General features: G+C 33.6%; 15 protein-coding genes. 11 read left to right on the top strand and 4 right to left on the bottom strand.

What is annotated here, in order from left to right:
- Nucleotides 1-7 precede the first annotated feature (7 nt).
- The 8 genes from HZF24_RS11010 to HZF24_RS10975 all read left to right on the top strand — a co-directional run bounded on the left by HZF24_RS11010 (nucleotide 8) and on the right by HZF24_RS10975 (nucleotide 10,037).
- The gene (locus tag HZF24_RS11010; RefSeq protein WP_179238373.1) at nucleotides 8-1,126 is read left to right on the top strand and encodes an ABC transporter permease; all 1,119 of its coding nucleotides are present in this window, start codon (nucleotides 8-10) and stop codon (nucleotides 1,124-1,126) included.
- Between the two features lie 12 nt (nucleotides 1,127-1,138).
- A complete protein-coding gene (locus HZF24_RS11005; RefSeq protein WP_179238372.1) occupies nucleotides 1,139-1,618 on the top strand; it encodes a permease in 480 nt (159 codons plus the stop codon).
- The gene (locus HZF24_RS11000; protein ID WP_179238371.1) at nucleotides 1,618-2,163 is read left to right on the top strand and encodes a permease; all 546 of its coding nucleotides are present in this window, start codon (nucleotides 1,618-1,620) and stop codon (nucleotides 2,161-2,163) included. The genes HZF24_RS11005 and HZF24_RS11000 overlap by 1 nt, the downstream gene beginning before the upstream one ends.
- Nucleotides 2,164-2,327: 164 nt before the next feature.
- Complete coding sequence (locus tag HZF24_RS10995; protein WP_179238370.1) at nucleotides 2,328-3,428, top strand: efflux RND transporter periplasmic adaptor subunit; 1,101 nt, start codon at nucleotides 2,328-2,330, stop codon at nucleotides 3,426-3,428.
- 2 nt (nucleotides 3,429-3,430) lie between these two features.
- Nucleotides 3,431-6,508: an efflux RND transporter permease subunit gene (locus tag HZF24_RS10990; RefSeq protein WP_179238369.1), complete on the top strand. Its 3,078-nt coding sequence runs from the start codon at nucleotides 3,431-3,433 to the stop codon at nucleotides 6,506-6,508.
- A complete protein-coding gene (locus tag HZF24_RS10985) occupies nucleotides 6,508-7,101 on the top strand; it encodes a TetR/AcrR family transcriptional regulator (RefSeq protein WP_179238368.1) in 594 nt (197 codons plus the stop codon). The genes HZF24_RS10990 and HZF24_RS10985 overlap by 1 nt, the downstream gene beginning before the upstream one ends.
- A gap of 16 nt (nucleotides 7,102-7,117) precedes the next feature.
- Complete coding sequence (locus HZF24_RS10980) at nucleotides 7,118-8,308, top strand: TolC family protein (RefSeq protein WP_179238367.1); 1,191 nt, start codon at nucleotides 7,118-7,120, stop codon at nucleotides 8,306-8,308.
- A gap of 370 nt (nucleotides 8,309-8,678) precedes the next feature.
- The gene (locus HZF24_RS10975; RefSeq protein ID WP_179238366.1) at nucleotides 8,679-10,037 is read left to right on the top strand and encodes a sodium-dependent transporter; all 1,359 of its coding nucleotides are present in this window, start codon (nucleotides 8,679-8,681) and stop codon (nucleotides 10,035-10,037) included.
- Nucleotides 10,038-10,187: 150 nt separating this feature from the next.
- On the opposite strand, the gene HZF24_RS10970 is transcribed toward HZF24_RS10975, so the two are convergent.
- On the bottom strand, nucleotides 10,188-14,213 hold the full coding sequence (locus HZF24_RS10970) for a DUF445 family protein (RefSeq protein ID WP_179238365.1): 4,026 nt from the start codon (nucleotides 14,211-14,213) through the stop codon (nucleotides 10,188-10,190).
- A 314-nt stretch (nucleotides 14,214-14,527) separates the two neighbouring features.
- Between HZF24_RS10970 and fusA the strand changes: the two genes are divergently transcribed.
- Together fusA and HZF24_RS10960 are read left to right on the top strand one after the other, a co-directional pair.
- The gene (gene fusA / locus HZF24_RS10965) at nucleotides 14,528-16,594 is read left to right on the top strand and encodes an elongation factor G (RefSeq protein ID WP_179238364.1); all 2,067 of its coding nucleotides are present in this window, start codon (nucleotides 14,528-14,530) and stop codon (nucleotides 16,592-16,594) included.
- 119 nt (nucleotides 16,595-16,713) lie between these two features.
- Entirely contained in the window at nucleotides 16,714-17,247 is a 534-nt protein-coding gene (locus tag HZF24_RS10960; RefSeq protein ID WP_179238363.1) for a GNAT family N-acetyltransferase, read from the top strand.
- A 130-nt stretch (nucleotides 17,248-17,377) separates the two neighbouring features.
- On the opposite strand, the gene HZF24_RS10955 is transcribed toward HZF24_RS10960, so the two are convergent.
- Genes HZF24_RS10955 through HZF24_RS10945 form a run of 3 tightly spaced genes read right to left on the bottom strand, consistent with a single transcriptional unit; the run spans nucleotide 17,378 to nucleotide 18,961 of the window.
- Complete coding sequence (locus HZF24_RS10955) at nucleotides 17,378-17,611, bottom strand: thioredoxin family protein (protein WP_179238362.1); 234 nt, start codon at nucleotides 17,609-17,611, stop codon at nucleotides 17,378-17,380.
- 30 nt (nucleotides 17,612-17,641) lie between these two features.
- The gene (locus HZF24_RS10950; RefSeq protein ID WP_179238361.1) at nucleotides 17,642-18,646 is read right to left on the bottom strand and encodes a permease; all 1,005 of its coding nucleotides are present in this window, start codon (nucleotides 18,644-18,646) and stop codon (nucleotides 17,642-17,644) included.
- A 27-nt stretch (nucleotides 18,647-18,673) separates the two neighbouring features.
- Nucleotides 18,674-18,961 (bottom strand): ArsR/SmtB family transcription factor, encoded by a 288-nt coding sequence (locus HZF24_RS10945; RefSeq protein WP_246346080.1) that lies wholly within the window; start codon nucleotides 18,959-18,961, stop codon nucleotides 18,674-18,676.
- A gap of 248 nt (nucleotides 18,962-19,209) precedes the next feature.
- Here HZF24_RS10945 and HZF24_RS10940 point away from each other — a divergent pair.
- Nucleotides 19,210-19,618: hypothetical protein (locus HZF24_RS10940; RefSeq protein ID WP_179238360.1), on the top strand; the 409-nt coding region annotated here is incomplete at its 3' end.

Below are 19,618 nucleotides of genomic sequence, written 5' to 3'. Positions count from 1 at the left end.
TGAGAATATGAATTTAAAAAGAATTTTTTCCATAATAAGAAAAGAATTTTTTCAAATAAAAAGAGATAAAAGAACCATAGCAATAATAATTATGATGCCGATTATGGAATTGCTGTTGTTTGGTTATGCAGCATCTACAAGCGTTGATCACATACCAACGGCAGTGTATAACAATGATATAGGCATTGAAAGCAGGGATCTGCTTGACAGCTTTGTTAATTCGCAGTATTTTGATTTGGATTATAATGCAACAAGTATGCAGGAGATTGAAGAATATATTGATAACGGAAATGCCAAAGCGGGCATTGTAATTCCTCCTGAATATTCGAAAGATTTAAAAAATGGCAAGACGGCACAAATACAGCTTATAGTTGATGGTTCAGATCCGACAACTGCACAGACTATTTTATCAAGTGCCGGCGGAGTGGTTCAATCAATGTCTGTTGAAATAATCAAAGAAACAAGAGGTATAGAAATGCCGCAGGTATTGGACTTAAGAAGCAGGGTTTGGTATAATCCGAATATGAGCAGTATTAACTTTAATATTCCCGGGCTGATAGGAGTAATACTGCAAACAGTAACTCTTATGCTTACATCATTTTCAATAGTAAGAGAAAGAGAAAGAGGTACAATGGAGCAGCTTATTGTAACACCTATAACAAAAATGGAGTTAATGGTTGGGAAAATTGTGCCTTATGTAATAATAGGATTTGTGGATATAGTTTTGGCGCTTGCGTTAAGTGTGTTCTGGTTCAGGGTACCTATAGCCGGAAGCATAACTTTACTATTATTATTTTCGGTTATATTTTTATTTGGGTCACTTGGCGTAGGTCTTGTTATATCTACGGTATCAAAAAGCCAGCTTCAAGCAATGCAGCTGTCAATGTTTATGATAATGCCAAACATACTGCTTTCGGGATACATGTTCCCCATAGAGGCAATGCCTGATATTGTAGGTAAAATAAGCACAGTATTGCCGCTGACATATTTTATTAAAGTTTTAAGAGGTATTATATTAAAAGGAAACGGATTTGGACAACTATACCAAGAATTTATAATACTAACCTCATTTGGTTTAGGATTTTTAATGATTGCAACTGTCAAATTTAAAAAGAAAATAGAATAATGGGAGGGTTTTATGTCATCAACAATAATATTTTATTTATTAGCATCGATCGCTTTAATCGTATCTTTTGTAAAAGATAATAATAATACAAAAATGGCACTGAAAAAGGCATGGAAGTCATTTGAAAATATTTTGCCTCAGTTCCTTTCTATATTGATCTTGATTGGAATAATATTGGCAATAATGACTCCGGAACAAATATCAAACATTATAGGACAGGAATCAGGATGGATGGGAGTAATTCTTGCCTCAATGGTGGGCGCTATAACGCTGATACCGGGCTTCATAGCATTTCCGTTAGCGGCAGCTTTGTTAAAAAGTGGTGCCGGTTACATGCAGATAGCTGCATTCATTTCTACTTTGATGATGGTGGGAATTGTTACAATCTCTTTGGAAATGAAGTTTTTCGGAAAAAAAGCAGCATTAATCAGGAATGCTGAGGCTTTTATATTTTCTTTAATTGTAGCTTTTGTTATGGGGGTGTTTTTATAATGGAAAAATTAGTAGCTGTTATTAAAAGATATAAAGTATTTATTTTACTTTCAGTAGTAAATGTTTTTATTGTTATTTTATATCCTGAAACCGGAATGAAATCAATTGAAATTACAAAGAGCAGTACTTTGGAAATGCTGTCAATATTACCTCCGATATTTATTCTTTTAGGATTATTGGATGTTTGGGTAAAAAAAGAAACTATGATGAAATATATGGGTGAAAAATCCGGATTTATAGGAGTACTTATAGCATTTTTATTGGGATCTGCAGCAGCCGGTCCTTTATATGCCGCATTTCCCGTAGCAATGGTGTTGCTTAAGAAAGGCAGCAAGCTGTCTTATGTATTGATAATGATTGGAGCCTGGTCTACAACAAAAATCCCACTCCTGTTGTTTGAGGCATCGTCAATGGGAATAAAATTTACAGCTTTAAGATTTGCTCTCAATCTGATAGGTATAGGTGCAATTGCCTATACAACGGAAAAACTATTGTCTAAAGATGACAAGGATAAAATTTATAAAGGAGCTTCCCTGATGGAGTAATTCAATAATTAAATCGTTTTCTCCTTAAATTATTAATCTAAATTTAATCTTAATCTAATCTTAAATTTACCTAAAATATAATAGAGTTTAATTGACTATGTAAAATAATAGTGATAAAATTAGTTCAACACTGACCGGTCGGTCGGAAAAAAGAGGAGGAAACTTTGAAGAAATTTTTGACATTATTATTAATTATTGCAATTGTATTAACAGGATGCAGTCAAAATGCAGCTATAATCGAAGAAGAGGCATACACTGCGGTAGAGGTGGAAACTTTAAAATCAATGGAATTATTTATCGAAAACATAATGACGGCTAAGGTTTTTGCAGATAAGGACGTGTTTGTAATTCCCTTAATGGCTGGAAAGGTTGAAAAGATAAATGTAAAAGTGGGCGATAAGGTACAAAAAGATGATGTATTGTTCGTTATGGATAAGGATGATATAAGTAAGCAGGTTAAACAGGCATATACTGCATATGAAGCAGCAAAAGCCGGATATGATGTAAATGAATCTCAAATCCAAAGTGCAAAGGATAACTTTGAAAAGGTTAAAAAGCTATATGAGGAAGGAGCAATTCCTGAAACTCAATACGAGCAGGCAAAGCTTGCTGCTTCTGATGAAGCTCTCGAAGCGGCAAAGATGGGCGTGGAACAGGCAAGAGTTGCTTATGAAAATGCTGCATCCATGTTGGATAACGCGCAGGTTAAGGCACCAATATCGGGTGTGATTTCAAGCGTTAATATTGTAGAGGGTGAATATGCAACGTCAAGTAATCCACCAATAACCATTGTTGATTCGGACAGTATAACCATAGAATTTGGTGTACCCGGCAATTTAGTTAACAAAATAAATCAGAGTGATACTGTAACTGTTGAGATAGGAGCAGCTGAATATAAGAAGGAAGCGATTATAAACAGTGTCAGTTCATCTGCGGATTTGATGACTAACTTATACAATGTAAGTATAGTTTTAGAAAATGACGGTTTAATCAAGCCGGGTATGTTTGCCAAGGTTTACTTAAATACGGACAGAACAGAAAAAACTCTTGCTGTTAAAACAGAAGCGGTTAAGGAAAAGGATGATATTAAATACGTGTTTGTGGCAGAGGTCGATGCAGCAGTAGAAAAAGTGGTAACAACAGGACTTGATACCGGAATGTACATAGAAATTAAATCCGGCTTAACAGAAGGTGATAAGGTTATTGTGAAAGGTCAGGATTACATAACAGATGGCAGCAAAATAAAGGTTGTAAGGGGTGAATAAGCATGTTTGCAAAATTCTCGGTTAAAAAACCCGTTACAATTACAATGATGATTTTAATCGTTATTGTATTGGGCGCAGTGTCATTAAGCAAGCTGCAGATTGACTTACTTCCTCAAATGGAACTGCCTTATGTAATGGTTCAGACATCTTATTCAGGTGCGGGACCTGAAGAAATTGAAAATATGATTACAAAGCCCATGGAGCAGACGGTGGCAACGGTTGAAAATATAGAAGGTATAATGTCGTATTCCAATGAAGGAAGTTCAATAGTGCTTATGCAGTTTGCATTTGGCACCGATATGGATGATGTAATGCTTCAATTGCGGGAAAATATAGATATGATTGAGGGATTTCTGCCTGAAGGCACATCAGCTCCGCTGGTTATGAAGCTTGATCCGAATGCAATGCCGATAATTCAGATGGCTGTTTCAAGTAAAGGGGATATACATACAACTCAGAAAATTGCAGAAGATGTTATCTCACCTCGTCTTGAACGTATAGAAGGAACTGCTTCAGCTAATGTATCGGGCGGATTGACTCAGGAAGTTGAAATAATGCTGAAAGAAGAGGTCCTTAAGGGATATAATCTAAGCTCATCATATATAACTCAAATGCTTCAGGCAGCAAATATAAATCTTCCAGGCGGCACCGTAAGCAAAGGAAGCAATGAGCTTACAGTAAGAACTGTCGGAGAATTTAAATCATTAGACGAAATAAAAAATCTTAGTATACCTTTAACCAAGGGCGGAACTGTACGTTTAATGGATATAGCAGATGTGAAGATAGCTGATAAGGAGCAATCATCCATAACTAAATTGGATGGCAAAGAGGTTGTTCAGGTTTCTGTCATGAAGCAATCGGACGGCAATACGGTAAATGTTTCAAAGCTGGTTAATAAGGAAATAGAAAAAATCAAGAGAGAATATCCCGATATAAGTATTATTAATGTATTTGATCAAGCGGAATTCATAAATTTTGCTATAAACAACTTGACAAAGACAGCATTGCAGGGTGGTATATTAGCTATAGTTATACTTTTGATATTCCTGAGAAGTTTTAAAACCACATTGGTTATAGCACTGTCAATTCCCACATCAATAATTACAACGTTCGTTATTTTGTATTTTGCTGATATAACGTTAAATATGATGACAATAGGCGGACTGGCTCTTGGCATAGGCATGCTGGTTGATAATTCCATTGTTGTTCTTGAAAATATATACAGAAACAGAAGCCTGGGAATAGATAGAATTACGGCTTCTGTAGATGGTACGAATGAAGTGGCAATGGCAGTTACGGCTTCTACCTTAACAACGGTTGCGGTCTTTATACCTATAGTGTTTACAGGCGGCTTAGCAGCAACTATTTTTAAGGATTTTGCTTTATCGATAGTTATTGCACTGTTCAGCTCCTTGCTTATCGCCTTGACATTAGTTCCCATGTTATCTTCAAAGCTTATCTCCGTAAAAAATTTAGAGTCGGAAGAGCTGCAGGAACAAAAGCATGGATTTTTGGTTGCTTTTTACAAAAAAGTACTTAAATTCAGTTTGAATCACAGGTTTATAACTTTGGCCATAAGTATTGCGTTATTCGTGGTGAGCATAGTAATGGTTGCGTCTGTCGGGGCTGAATTTTTCCCTGCAACAGATGAAGGTGTGATTAATGTAAGCGTAAGTCTGCCCGCGGGTTCCGAAACGAAAGAGGTTGACAATGTATTAAAAGAGGTTCATGAAGCAATTCAGGAAATACCTGAAGTTACTTCTGTATTTACGTCTGCCGGCAGCGGGGGAATTATGAGCATAGGAGGCGGAAGCACCGGCTCTATGAGTGTAATATTAAGTGATCTGAGTGAAAGGGACAGAAACGTTAAAGAGGTAAGCGATGAAATAAGAAAAATTGCAAAGGATATACCCGGTGCGGAAATAAGTGTATCCGAATCATCCATGATGATGATGGGTATGAGTGGGGGAGCCATAAGCATCAGTATTAAAGGTGACGATATAGAAACGCTTAAGAGTATTGGGAGTGATTTTAAGGCTTTAATAGAAAAGGTTGAAGGTACAAGAGAGGTATCTACAAGCTATGAAGACGGTATTCCTCAGGTACAGATTGTTTTAGACAGGGGTATTGCATCTCAATATGGCCTTTCAACAGCACAGGTAGGTGCTGCGGTAAAAAACACTTTATCCGGCTCTAATGTGACTAAATTTAAGGTTGACGGCAATGAAGTAGATGTAGTGCTTAAAGGTGACAACATGTACGGACAAAGCATGTCATTGCTGGAAATGCTGCCGATACCTACACCTATGGGCAGTAATATTCCATTATCTGAAATAGCTGATATAAAGGTTGAAGAAGGGCCTGTCAGTATAATGAGAGAAAATCAAACAAGAGTTCTTACGGTTACAGGCAGTGTGGCAGGAAGAGATGTTCAGACAGTTTCTACAGAGATAGAAAAGCTTCTAAGGGATTATACAATGCCTTATGGTTACAGTTATACATTTGGCGGAGAAACAGAACAAATTGTAGAAACTTTTACTGATTTAGCAATGGTTCTGTTGGTTGCCATAGTATTGGTTTATATGATAATAGCTGCTCAGTTTGAATCACTCCTTCAGCCGCTGTCAATAATGTTTTCTGTACCCCTTGCATTATCGGGAGGATTTATTGGATTGTTTATAACAGGGCTGCATTTAAATGTAATAGGCATAATCGGATTAATAATATTGGTTGGTATAGTTGTTAATAATGCAATTGTATTGGTTGACTACATTAACAACAGAAGGAACAGAGGAGAAGACAGGACATCTGCAATTATGAAGGCAGGACCTATAAGGATACGACCTATTATGATGACGGCTTTGACCACTATATTGGGATTGGTGCCGATGGCATTAGGTATAGGGGAAGGTGCCGAATTGACTCAGTCAATGGGAGTGGTTGTAATAGGCGGGCTGGCACTTTCGACTGTTCTGACACTTGTTGTAGTTCCAGTTATGTATACTATATTTGATGATATTGCAGATTTCTTTAAAAGAAAATTTACAAAACAAAATAAGGTTATGCCGGAGAAAATATAATGGATGAAAAAAATATTAAACGAAATGAGATGTTAGATTCAGCAAGATTTTTGTTTAAGGAAAATGGATTCCATAAAACTAAGATGGAAGACATAGCTTTAAGGGCGGGCGTAGGAAAAGGAACCCTATACGAATATTTCAGAAGTAAACAAGAGATTTTTGATGAAGCCTGCGTAGAATATGTTAAGTCGATTCATAACTACGTAAAAGAAATAAGCGAATTGGATGTTTCATTTAAAGACAAGTTAGTATCTCTGTTTAAAGGAAATCAAAATGGACTTGAAGAAGAATTTGAAAAAAATCCGGTTGACTATATAATGTCTTATAAAAATATTATATCAGAGAAGTTTGTTAAAACTTTGTTTGAATATGTTTCTGACATGAATAAGATTATCATAAATATAGTTGAACAAGGTAAGGAGGAGGGGATTGTAATAAAAGAAATACCCTCTGACATAATTGCCTGTTCCATAGTAGGAACTATGGGCGAATATTTTAAGCTTAAAATGCAAAAAAAGGATTATGCTCTAAAGGATGATGACATTATATTTAACTTGTTATATAATGGATTCAGTGTAAAAAAAGAAATATAAATTAAAAGGAGAACGTATGAAAAGAAAAGTATCATTATTATTGATTATGATTTTAGTGCTTAGTACATTAACGAATGTTGTTGCGGCAGAGGATACAGCACAAATCGGTAATGTTTCAGCCGAAAATAAAATTTTAGAATTATCGATGGATGAAGCTGTTAGAATAGCAACTGAAAACAGCAGGGAAATGTGGAAGATAGATGATGGAATCAAGCAGATGCGAGATGCCAGGATAAGTGGAAGAAGTGCGAAAGAGCAGGCAGAAGAACTGATGAGTATGTCATTGAGCGAGATTGCTGCTATAAGATCAATAACAGGAATGGACCCATTAAACAACCAGGTTGAAGCATTATTAGCTAAAAACGGTTACTACATAAAATTTGCAGAAACGCAAATAACACAACTGGAAAAAAGCAGAGAGGTATTAATCAAAGGCATTGAAATAGGAACGAAATCTATGTATTACAATGTACTTGTTGCCGAAAAAACAATTGAAATTAATCAGGCTAAGCTTAACAAAGCAAACGAGCAGTTAAGAGTTGTCAATTTGAAATTCAATAACGGTTCTTCAACAAAAGCTGAAGTATTAAGTGCGGAAATGGCGATACAACAAGCAAAGACAGATTTGGATTCTGCAATAGATGATTTGAATATTGCTAAATTAAATTTATTGAATATGTTAGAGTTACCGTTTGATACGGAATTTGTGTTGACGGATACCGAATTACCATATGTTCCTACAAACAAAATAAACTTAGATGAAAAAATCGAAAAGGCAAAGCAGGACAGGATTGAAATTCTAACGGCTGAAAATGATTTAGAAATTCAAAAAATAGAAACTCATGCTTACACAGCGTATTACACTTCCAACTTAAGAGAGAACAAGTGGGCCAAGGAAAAATTAAAGGATGCTGAACTTAATTTACCGCAGGCATACAAAGATGTTGAGCTTGATGTAAGAAAGACATATTTAAACCTTATAAAAGCGGAAAGAAGCTTAGCTAATATGGATAAAACAGTTGAATTAGCTAAAGAAGCCGCAAGAATAAACAAACTGCTTTATGATAACGGAATGGCAACATCATTAGAGGTATTAGATGCTGATACAAAGTTAGCGGAGGTAGAAATAGGAAGATATCAGATGCTTGCTGCATACAATATAAATAAGCTGATGTTCGATTACTCAGATATCGGAACGTTTAAATAGCTGATAACACAAGAGGAGTTGTCAATAGCCTGAGAAGCCTTAGGGCTTCTTTTTTTGTATGTTTTTTTGCAAAATTGTTCTAAAATGAAACCTATTGCATGCAATTAATTGCATAATAAACATTAAATCCACAAATTTATTAATAAATGTCAATGTTTTTATAAATAATAATAGTTGGAATGAATCTTGCTAATTATATATGTGCATGTCAGTTTATCTGCATTTTTTTATTGTTAATAAAAAAACGTTTTTATACTTTTTAGTATAAGCGACTGACACCAAATTACAGATTTGGGTCATCTGCCTACGCAACTGACATTCACAGTGAAATTTATTATAATTCACTTGATTATTTATTATGGAGGTTAAAATGTCAGAATTAAAAAATGAAAGAGGGTCATGGGGGTCAAGAATAGGATTTATATTGGCTGCCGCAGGATCGGCAGTCGGATTGGGTAATGTTTGGAAATTTCCGTACTTAACCGGTGAATACGGTGGTGCTGTATTTATTGTTACCTATATTGTTTTACTTGTTTTAGTAGGATTTACAATTATGCTTGCAGAGCTTGTTTTGGGTAGACATTCTCAGCAAGGTCCGGTAGGAGCATATAGAGCAATAAGGAAAAATTGGGCATTTGCGGGATTTTTCGGAATATTAGCATCTTATTTAATACTAACTTATTATAGTGTAATAGGTGGTTGGATTATTAAATACATTGTATCAGGTCTTTTGGGTAACTTTAATACATCAGACATGGATGCGCTTGGCGGAATATTTTCAAATTTTATAGGTCAGCCTTTTGAACCGCTTATTTACCATGCTATATTTATTATAATCACCCTAGGTATTGTTATGGGGGGAATTCAAGGCGGTATTGAAAAGGCAAGTAAAATATTGATGCCTGCATTGTTTATTATTTTAATAGCAGTAGTTATCAGAGCCGTTACACTTCCCGGTGCTATGGCAGGGCTTGAATACATGTTAAAACCGGACTGGTCTAAATTTGGTATAGATGTAGTAGTTGCTGCTCTTGTTCAGGTATTCTTCTCATTGAGTCTAGGTATGGGAGTTATTATAACTTATGGTAGTTATTTAGGTAAGAATGAAAACCTAGCTACATCTGCGGTTCAAATTCCGCTATTAGATGCAGCGGCAGCATTATTATCAGCGTTTGCAGTATTGCCGGCTGTTTTCGCTCTTGGATACAATCCGTCAGCAGGACCTGGTTTATTGTTTATAACATTGCCTGGTGTTTTTGCTAAAATGCCTATGGGTTCATTCTTTGGAGTATTGTTCTTCATATTCGTACTTTTTGCAGCAGTATCATCTTCGATTTCTTTATTGGAGGCAGCAGTAACATATGTTTGTGATGAGTTTAAAATCAAAAGAAAAAATGCTACAATCGGATTAGGCTTATTAGCTTTCCTGATAGGTATACCTTCTTCATTAGCTAACGGTGCTTTTGGAGCAATAACTTTTATAAATGGAATGAATTTCTTTGACTCAGTTGGATACATTGCAGAAAATTTATTACTTCCACTGAGTGCTTTCGTACTAAGTATATTTATAGGATGGGTATGGGGGGTAGATAAAGCCCTTGAAGAAGCAACTAATAATGGAACAGTAAAATTTGGAATGGCTAAAATTTGGGCAATTTCAATAAAATATTTGTCACCTATTGCAATAGGATATATATTAATTCAAAGTATAATGGGTTTATTCGCCTAAGAATAATTTATTGCATAGCATTTTAAATATAAGCAGACGACCCAAATCTCTGATTTGATGTCGGTTGCTTATACTGTGAATACAACAAAAAGCTGTTTCTGTGCAGATAGAAGCAGCTTTTTGATTAATGTATTTTTATTGCGATATATTCTAACGATCTTTACTTATCAATTGCGACACTATTTTAAGTGCGGTCAATGACATTCCAATATACACATTTATACCAAAAACAAATCCACCAAAGCCGTAAATCATTAACCTTCTAAAATATTTTTCACTGAATGAATTAAACATTTTATGTATTTTTTCCGGTTCCATTTTTTCGATTTCTTCTTTGGCAATTTTATCAAATTCAACAGATTTTAATATTTCATCTAAGTTACGTTTTAAACTGTTAATTGTACTGTCAATAAAAATATTAAATAAATAATCTTTTGAATTGCGGCTTATAAAATCAAGATTATTTGAAACAGCGGTATCCATCGTTTCAATGAATATATTCTTTAATATTTTCTCGTTTTCATTGCTTTCAACAAATCTGATGATATAATTTTTTAACGAAGCTATAAACTCATCCTCATTTAAAATTTGCCCAATGATTTTATCTTTATTGTTATTTGTATAACAGTTAATGAACTCATCCATAATTTTTTCAATACTATTATTTTTGTTCAGTTGATTAACTAATTTGTCTACTGAATTTTCAATGTTTTCATATTTTATATTTTTGAAAATATCATTGTGTGAAATTTTAACAAGCTCTGTCAAAAAACTAATTATATCGTTCTTGTTTTCTTTAATATTTTCAGAGATTATGGATGCGAAAGCATCTAATTCAGTTCCGTATACATCATAGGCAGTTTGTATATTATTAAAACGAAGCAAACCCAATATACTTCCAATCTCTATATTCTCTGAAATATTAACTAAATTGCTTGTCTTGGTTTTTATTATATTTTCAATTTTTTCGGATTTATCAAGTACGTAGCTATCAACTAACTCCTTAATCTTAAGCTTATTTACTATTGAAAATAATATTTCCAATTTTGTTTTATATAGCTTTTCATCCACTGTAATTGAAATAATATTATTTATTTCATGTTTTTTAAGTTCTAAGTATACCGGAATCTTTGAAGTAATTATTTTTTTTAACAACTCATCTATTATTTCATCTCCACCCATGAGCGAATACATTCCTTTTTCAATGAATCCAAGATGATTTTTGATTTCTGATTGAACCATTAAGGTTACCCTTGCCTTATTGCTTTGTATACTCTTATTTAACATATTGATTATACCTTCTGTTAAATCGGGAAGGTGTGAATCAATATAATTTTTAATCTTTCCGTCGAAGATTTCCCCAATATTATTGTCTTTGTCAATAGATTTATTTAACAATAAGGAAGCATTTTGAAACATCTTATCTCTTATATTTTGTGATAATATAATGGAACTAATTTTTTTTGATATAAATTCTTCGCTATATTTCAACTGATTTCTGCTTAGAATTTCATTTACTTTCTTATTGTTAAATTTTTTATATTTTTCTTCAAATTTGTAAAGATTATTTTTAAAATTATTCTCGCTGAAATTATCTATAAAGCCGGATGTAAAATCATTGATGAAATTTAGCTTAATATAACGTTTAGAATTAAAAAAGCTATAAATACCTTTGCTTATATACTTAGTATTTAAAAAGCTATGGTAATAATTTTTAAATAATTTTACATTGTCAGTTACAGAAGATGATTTTATTTTGCTGACTTTATATAGGAAGTTGCATAAGCTATTTAAATTATTCCTTATTTTATTTTTGGAGAACGAGAATACTTTACTGACAATATTAATTTTGTTGTTAGAAAGTAAATCTTTCAACACCTTATAATCGTTGTCTGCGGCAGTTTTTATAAAGCTGCTCTTTATGTTTTCTTCATGCTTTTCAAACAGATTACCGATGCTTTTCTTATTTAACAGGCTGCTGTCAATAAAGTAAGAGATTTTTTCCGCAAATGTTTTTTGATTTTTAACAATGTATCCTAAGGAAAAATTTCTAAAAAACGGTATTTTAGATATAAGCTTATTTTCCTTGTAGGGCTTAAAAATCATATTGATAGCTATGACATTGGTTATAAAACCTACAAAGGCATATAAAATCATATTTGCAAAGCTTATTTCCTGCGGATTCAGGGCTTTATTCTGAAAAACAGCCAAAATAAGTCCTGCTATAAAGCCTAAAGCACCACCGAAAAACATAATTGGCTTTAATTCTCTACCAATAAAATCATTGGCTAAATCAACAAGCTCGTCATCATTTAACTTGTTCAGATTGTCGGTTACAACTAACTTTATTGAGTCCTTTAAAATAGTGTCAGTGTTTTTTGTTGCGTATGAACGCAAATAGTCAGAGCTGTTATCAGCAATATTGTCAATGCTCTTTAATTTGTCTATTGCAAAATACAGCTCGGTATTTCTTAAGTTCATTGAATAAACTTCATATTTTTTATACAGCTCTTCATTAAAAAAAGAGATTGTTTCATTGCTTAGATTTATATCCAAATTATCGGCTATGTTATTAATTTGTCTGCAAATCCATTTTATTATAATATCCTTATTGTGCTTTATCTCATGGACAATAAAGCTATTTAAATTTAAAGACAGATTATTAATTTTTTCTTCCGGTAATAAATCCTCCAATTTCGCAGATAAAAAATTATCTGTATATAAAGAAAATTTTTCTGTGAAAAAATCCTGTACATTTTGCGACGAGCAAAGCTCCTTAAATTCAAATATTGATTTATCAATAAGCTCACCATTTGATGATGAAAAAGGAAAAAGGCTGCTTATTTTAATATCCTTGATGAACAGAACCGATTGGTTTAAAATTTTGGTAAAGTTATTATTTAAATAAACGATAATTAGTTCAGTGCATTTATGAGGAGTTAAACCGTTAGTTTCTGCCTCTTCGATAAATTCTCTGATAGTGATATTATTCATTACATCAACTATTTTAGCACTTAGATAAATACTTAGCTTTTCCGGCTCAGTGTTGCTTTCTACATAAGCAACTATTTTGTCTACTATTGAATACTTTTTACTCAAATTACTCAAATAGGCATTTTTAATAGTTGAAAGAAGCTTAGCTTTTAGTCCGTCAGATTCCTTTATAACCTCATCAATGGAATCCTCCAACAATTTATCAATTGAGCTGCTGTTTTCTTTGATCCAATCAACTATTTTTTCGGTGATACCGGGTATTGCTTCTATTAAATAATGTTTTAAATTTTCTTCAAAGTTACTGTCTAACAGTTCAGATGTTGTTTTGTTGATTGATTTTCCGTAGTCAAACAGAGAAGTGCATAAATTGAATATAAAACGGTATCCCTTATCAGAATTTATATATGATAAAGACATATCCTCAATTTTAACTATAAGTTCATTGCTTATATTTATAACTTCATGTACCTGCTTATCAAGCAATATATGCACAGATTCTTTAACAGCTTTTTCGATGCCTGTTAAATAAAGTAATTTTTTAATTTCAAGATCATCACATTTTACAATATTATCTTTTAATGAATTTACAATATTTAAAACTATTTGTTGTGATAATTTTTTATCCGTTATATTGTCAGGTGTTAATTTTAAATTGTCGTTATATATGGATAACAACACATTTCCCATAATATTTTCGCTGCTTTCAAATATTTCAAGCAGTGCATTATAAAAAAATCCGCTGATGGAGTTTAGCTGATTATCATTTAGAAATTCTTTTATATCGAAATTTTTAATTAACAATTCAAATATTTTGGGAGAGTGCTCAATTATTAAATTACGGACAAACTTATCGGTATCATCAGTTATTATTTTGTCCCAAGTATCACTGCCTACAGCATCGTCCATACAGTTATTATAAAAATCAGCTGTCAGGTTTTCAAATTTGATCTTAAAATTTTCATCACTCAATATTTCCTGAAGCTTATCCTTGTTTATTATGTCATTTTCCACCATGGAGCTTAGTCTTTCTATAAATTCTCCTCGTGTTTTCTTTATGACGCCGCCTATTTTTAACGGAGTATATTCCTTAAAGAGCATATTGATTGCATAGTCGTTTGTAATGTAACCGGAAGCTCCGCCTAATACTGCCTGAATTATGTAATTTAACACAATATTATTCATGATGTTTACCTTTCTGACGGGGACATTCCTATAAAGCCTATCTCCAATGAGTTTCCATCTTTAGAGGTATGCCCCACTTTCTATTTACCCGCCACATATAGCTTAGGGACATCTTAATTTAGTTATATCACTTTGCAGAATAAAATGCAAATAATGCATACTTGAGATTGATGACTTTGTCATCAACCTGATGCAAACATATTGTTTGCATAAATTAGACAAAAAAGTCACATAATTAAAATTATATTGATTTATACATATGTTTAATGTAAAATATTATTAATTAGCTGAATTTAGTAGGAGGAATAAAGTAAATGAAAACGTATAACATTGACAAAATTAGAAACGTTGCATTAGTAGGCCATAGCAATTGCGGTAAAACCACATTAACAGAAGCGCTTTTATATGTTACAAAAGTTACAAACCGTATGGGAAAAGTTGAAGATGGAAATACAGTATCAGACTTCGATAAAGAAGAAAAAGATAGACAAGTTTCAATCGGTACATCAATTATACCTATAGAATATGAAAACACTAAAATAAATTTTCTTGACACTCCTGGTTATTTTGATTTCGTAGGTGAGGTTTACGGAGGACTGAGAGTTGCAAGCGGAGCGGTTGTAGTTGTAGACGCAAGCTCAGGAATTGAAGTCGGAACAGAAAAAGTTTGGAGATATCTGGAGCAAAGAAACCTGCCAAGAATTATCGTACTTAACAAGATGGATAAAGAAAATGTTAAGTTTGATGTACTGCTTGAAGAATTAAGAGAAAGATTCGGAAAAAAGGTCGTTCCTTTCGCGCTGCCTATCGGAGAAGGAGAAAACTTCAAAGGATACGTGGATATAGTTGACCGTCAGGGACGTTTAATAGAAGAATTAGATAATGTTAAGATAGAAGTACCGGAAGAGCTTGCTGATAAGGTTGAAGAATTGAGAGGCGTTCTGATGGAGTCCGTTGCGGAAACAGATGAATTGCTTTTGGACAAATTTTTCAACGGAGAAGAATTTACATATGAAGAAGTAAGTACAGGTCTGAAAAATGCTGTATTGGCAGGAGAAGTAGTTCCTGTTATAGTAATGTGCGCCACAAAAGCAATGGGAATCAAGTGCATGATGCACATGATCAACGAATACCTTCCTAACTCAGCAGATACGGGAGAGGTAACGGGGATGGTGGACGGAAAAACAACACAGAGAAAAGTAACCTCCACTCAGCCGCTGTCTGCTTTCGTTTTCAAAACAATTGTGGACCCGTTTGTCGGCAAGATTACTCTGTTTAAGGTAATGTCCGGAGTTATGAAAAAGGATACCGAAGTTTATAATGATGCTAACAGAGAGACTGAAAGAATCGGAAATATATTCTACCTTAGAGGAAAAGATCAGATAGAGACTGCGGAGATTGTGGCAGGAGACATAGGAGCCACAGCTAAATTAATGAACTTTAAAACAGGAGACACAATTTCAGTAAAAGCAAGCCCGATTATATACAAGGGAATAGATTTCCCGAAACCGTCCTACTTTATGGCTGTAAGCGCCAAAACAAAGGATAGTGATGAAAAAGTGGGAGTTGGTCTGCATAGACTAAACGAAGAGGATCCTACATTTACAATAGAAAGAAATGTGGAAACAAAGGAGCTGGTTATAGGCGGTCACGGAAATATTCAGCTTGCTGTTCTTGCAAATAAATTGAAAAATAACTTCAAGGTTGAAGTTGATTTGACAAATCCAAAGGTTGCTTACAGAGAAACTATCAGAGGCAGGTCAGACGTACAGGGTAAACATAAAAAACAATCAGGAGGAGCAGGGCAATACGGTGATGTTCGCATACGTTTTGAGCCTTCAGATTCGGACTTTGAGTTTGTGGATGAGGTTGTCGGAGGAGCAGTTCCGAGAAACTACATACCTGCCGTTGAAAAGGGACTGAAAGAATGCTTAGACAAGGGAGTGCTTGCAGGCTGTAAGGTTGTTAACATAAAAGCAACTCTGTATGACGGATCATATCATGACGTTGACTCTAACGAAACATCTTTCAAGATGGCTGCATCCATAGCCTTCAAAAAAGGTATGCAGGAAGCTAAACCGGTTATATTGGAGCCTGTTGCGAAGGTTGAAATATATATTCCTGACGAATATATGGGAGATATAATGGGTGACATGAACAAGAGAAGAGGAAAAATCCTCGGTATGGAGCAGCAGGAGGACGGTACTCAAAAAGTATTGGCTGAAGCACCAATGGCTGAAATGTATACCTATGCAATTGATTTAAAATCAATGACTCAGGCAAGAGGAAGTTTTGAAATGGAATTCCTGAGATACGATGAAATGCCTTTCAACATGGCCGAAAAGGTTATAGCTGACTACAAAACAAAGAACGAAAATTAATAATTGTAGTATACGCCTCTTGGTTATATAACGCTGAGAGGCGTTTTTCTATAATAAAATAAATAAAGATTAATGACATATTATTAATTTCTAAGGAAAATTTGATATTGGAGGTTTTTATGGAGTATATTTTAAGAAATGGCAAGTCAGTAACAATAAGAAGACCTGAAGTTGATGATGCTGAAGAAATTATTTCTGTTATATCAACTGCTGATGAAGAGACCTTATTTTTAGCAAGAAACCCTGGTGAATTTCAACCAACATTTGAAGAAGAACGAAATATTATTGAGGGAGTTTTAAATAGCACAGATAGTATGTGGCTTGTCGCAGAAGTTGAAGGTAAAATTGTAGGTCAATGTTCTGCAGGACTTATAAGAGGATATCAGCGTTATAGACATAGGGCAGGAGTTGCTTTTGTATTGTTAGAAAGATACTGTAATATGGGTATCGGTGGGAAGATGATGGAAGAATGTCTAAAATGGTGTAAAGATAATAATGTAACACAAGTTGAATTGGATGTTATTAAAAATAATGAAAGGGCTTTGAAAATGTATCAAAATTTTGGATTTGAAATTGTAGGTAATATTCCCAATGCATTACGTTATTCTGATGGCACTTATGTTGATGAATATACAATGGTCAAGTTTATATGAGACATGTTTCTTAGCAAGCTGATTTTTTGAATTAAAGATCGAAAATTGACTTAAAACACCTCTTGGTTATGATATCAAGAGGTGTTTTGGGGTACAGCTACTACAGGAATCTACATTGTGAAATTATTTTTTACCTTTTCAAAAATTTCATTATATCTTTTGATTTCAATACTTTTCCGAATGATACCACTTTTTCATCAATCACAAGTGCAGGTGTTTGCATCACACCATAAGATACAATATCTTTCATATCCTGAACCTTTATTACTTCAGCTTCAATACCTGCTTCCTTTAGTGCTGCTTCAGTATTTTCCTTTAAAGCAGTACAATTTTTACACCCCGAACCTAAAATTTTAATTATCATGGCTTGTCTCCTTGTATAAAAATATTTATATTATATGAACAAGTAACTGAATGAATTAAATACATATCCAATAATAATAATACCTACAGTTACTAGTCCTACAAAGGTTATTAATAATTTAGATTTAACAACCTGTTTCAACATAATAATTGAAGGCAGTGATAATGCTGTTACTCCCATCATGAATGAAAGAGAAGTTCCGAGTCCCACTCCTTTTGCAACCAATGCTTCTGCAATAGGCAATGTACCAAATATATCAGCATACATCGGAATACCGACTACAGTGGCTATTAAAACAGAATACCATTTATCTTTTCCTAATATTGCAGTAATTGCATTTTCCGGTATCCAATTATGTATTGCAGCTCCAATACCAACCCCTATCAATATATACAGCCATACTCTTTTTATGATTGTCAGAACTTGTTCTGCAGAGTAATCAATTCTATCCTTTCTTGTCATGCTTTCTTGTTCTATGTCAAGTGATTTGTTCCCATAAACAAATGGTTCAACATATTTTTCAAGCTTAAGCTTGCTAATCATTGTTCCGCCGACTACCGCAAGTATAAGGCCTACAACAACATAACCAATTGCAATCTTCCAGTTGAATATGCTTGCAAGCAATAAAACCGAAGCCAAATCAACGAGGGGAGATGATATCAAGAATGAAAAGGTTACACCTAAAGGTAATCCTGCGCTAGTAAAACCGATAAACAACGGAATTGATGAACATGAACAAAAAGGTGTAACAGTTCCAAGTAATGCACCTAATATATTTCCTGTAATTCCACTGAATCTTCCTAATATTTTTTTAGTTCTTTCAGGAGGAAAGTAACTTTGTATGTAAGAAATTATAAAAATCAGAACGGATAAAAGTATAAATATTTTTATAACATCATATATAAAAAAATGAATGCTTCCGCCTATTCGTTCCTGAATGCTTAACCCAAATACATTTTCTACTAAAAGCTCAATTAAATTGTGAAGCCAATCCATTTTAAGCAACTGGCTGTTTATCCACTGAAAAATATTCATTTTATTCTCCTTCAAATCATTAAATCATTATTCTGATTTCATATTTCGTGTTATGTTATCAATAAAGTTTTGAAGATTTTTAAAATTAATTTTATCTATAGAATACTTAGTCCATATACCGTCTTTTCTGCCGTTTACCAAACCACTTTCGCATAATATCCTCATATGATATGAAAGTGTTGGTTGCGTTATATTAAATTCCTCCAAAATTTTGCACGCGCATAATTCCTCATAAGAAATCATTTCCAATATCTTTACCCTTGTTTCATCAGAAAGAGCCTTCATATATAGTGCAAAGTCAATATAATTTGCCAAAATAAATTACCTCCTATCTACATAGAGAATTATCTATATGTTTAATTTATTATACGCAATACATAGATAACTGTCAATATGGTTTTAATCTTGAGTTTCCGCAAAACAATCCACAGGATGGTAAAAACCCGTCATTACTTATCACAAGATTTAAAAAAACGCGAAAAATATAAGGAATCTCTGTCCGTTTTGTAGTAAAATTAGATTATCCAGAAATAACTCACTAAACAAAAAAGAAAGGATTCCTTATGTCTAATTTTACTACAAATACTTACATTTTGAAACGAGAAATTTTAAGTTTTTCAAATAAAATTTCTAAAGAACTTCCAAAACCGGATAGAAAGTTCATTGCCGATATTACTTATGGCATGTTAGCCTCTAATAGTTGCCTTCTAACCGATATCGCAGATCAACTTCACGAGGACTCGAAAAAGGTCAATATTGTTGAAAGACTTACTAGACATCTTAATAACGGTATTCCTAAAAAAGCTTTAGTATCGTACCTTAGTAACATTCGCAAATGGATTCCTGATGACCCTGTAGTTCATATTGATGACAGTGATGTCGTTAAACCTTATGCTCATAAGTTTGAAGATATCGGTATTGTTCGCGATGGTTCTAAAAGCAGTAATTCTAAAAATGTATATGATAAAGGTT

It is taken from the genome of Sedimentibacter hydroxybenzoicus DSM 7310, from assembly GCF_013403245.1.
In the GTDB taxonomy this organism is placed as follows: domain Bacteria; phylum Bacillota; class Clostridia; order Tissierellales; family Sedimentibacteraceae; genus Sedimentibacter; species Sedimentibacter hydroxybenzoicus.
The sequence above is the reverse complement of the archived record's forward strand: the minus strand, read 5'-3'. Positions and strand labels throughout refer to the sequence as shown.

What these genes read in the sequence shown, in the direction of transcription:
- HZF24_RS11010 (WP_179238373.1), top strand. Translation starts at nt 8, where the DNA reads ATGAATTTAAAAAGAATTTTTTCCATAATAAGAAAAGAATTTTTTCAA.
- HZF24_RS11005 (WP_179238372.1), top strand. Translation starts at nt 1,139, where the DNA reads ATGTCATCAACAATAATATTTTATTTATTAGCATCGATCGCTTTAATC.
- HZF24_RS11000 (WP_179238371.1), top strand. Translation starts at nt 1,618, where the DNA reads ATGGAAAAATTAGTAGCTGTTATTAAAAGATATAAAGTATTTATTTTA.
- HZF24_RS10990 (WP_179238369.1), top strand. Translation starts at nt 3,431, where the DNA reads ATGTTTGCAAAATTCTCGGTTAAAAAACCCGTTACAATTACAATGATG.
- HZF24_RS10985 (WP_179238368.1), top strand. Translation starts at nt 6,508, where the DNA reads ATGGATGAAAAAAATATTAAACGAAATGAGATGTTAGATTCAGCAAGA.
- HZF24_RS10980 (WP_179238367.1), top strand. Translation starts at nt 7,118, where the DNA reads ATGAAAAGAAAAGTATCATTATTATTGATTATGATTTTAGTGCTTAGT.
- HZF24_RS10975 (WP_179238366.1), top strand. Translation starts at nt 8,679, where the DNA reads ATGTCAGAATTAAAAAATGAAAGAGGGTCATGGGGGTCAAGAATAGGA.
- HZF24_RS10970 (WP_179238365.1), bottom strand. Translation starts at nt 14,213, where the DNA reads ATGAATAATATTGTGTTAAATTACATAATTCAGGCAGTATTAGGCGGA.
- fusA (WP_179238364.1), top strand. Translation starts at nt 14,528, where the DNA reads ATGAAAACGTATAACATTGACAAAATTAGAAACGTTGCATTAGTAGGC.
- HZF24_RS10960 (WP_179238363.1), top strand. Translation starts at nt 16,714, where the DNA reads ATGGAGTATATTTTAAGAAATGGCAAGTCAGTAACAATAAGAAGACCT.
- HZF24_RS10955 (WP_179238362.1), bottom strand. Translation starts at nt 17,611, where the DNA reads ATGATAATTAAAATTTTAGGTTCGGGGTGTAAAAATTGTACTGCTTTA.
- HZF24_RS10950 (WP_179238361.1), bottom strand. Translation starts at nt 18,646, where the DNA reads ATGAATATTTTTCAGTGGATAAACAGCCAGTTGCTTAAAATGGATTGG.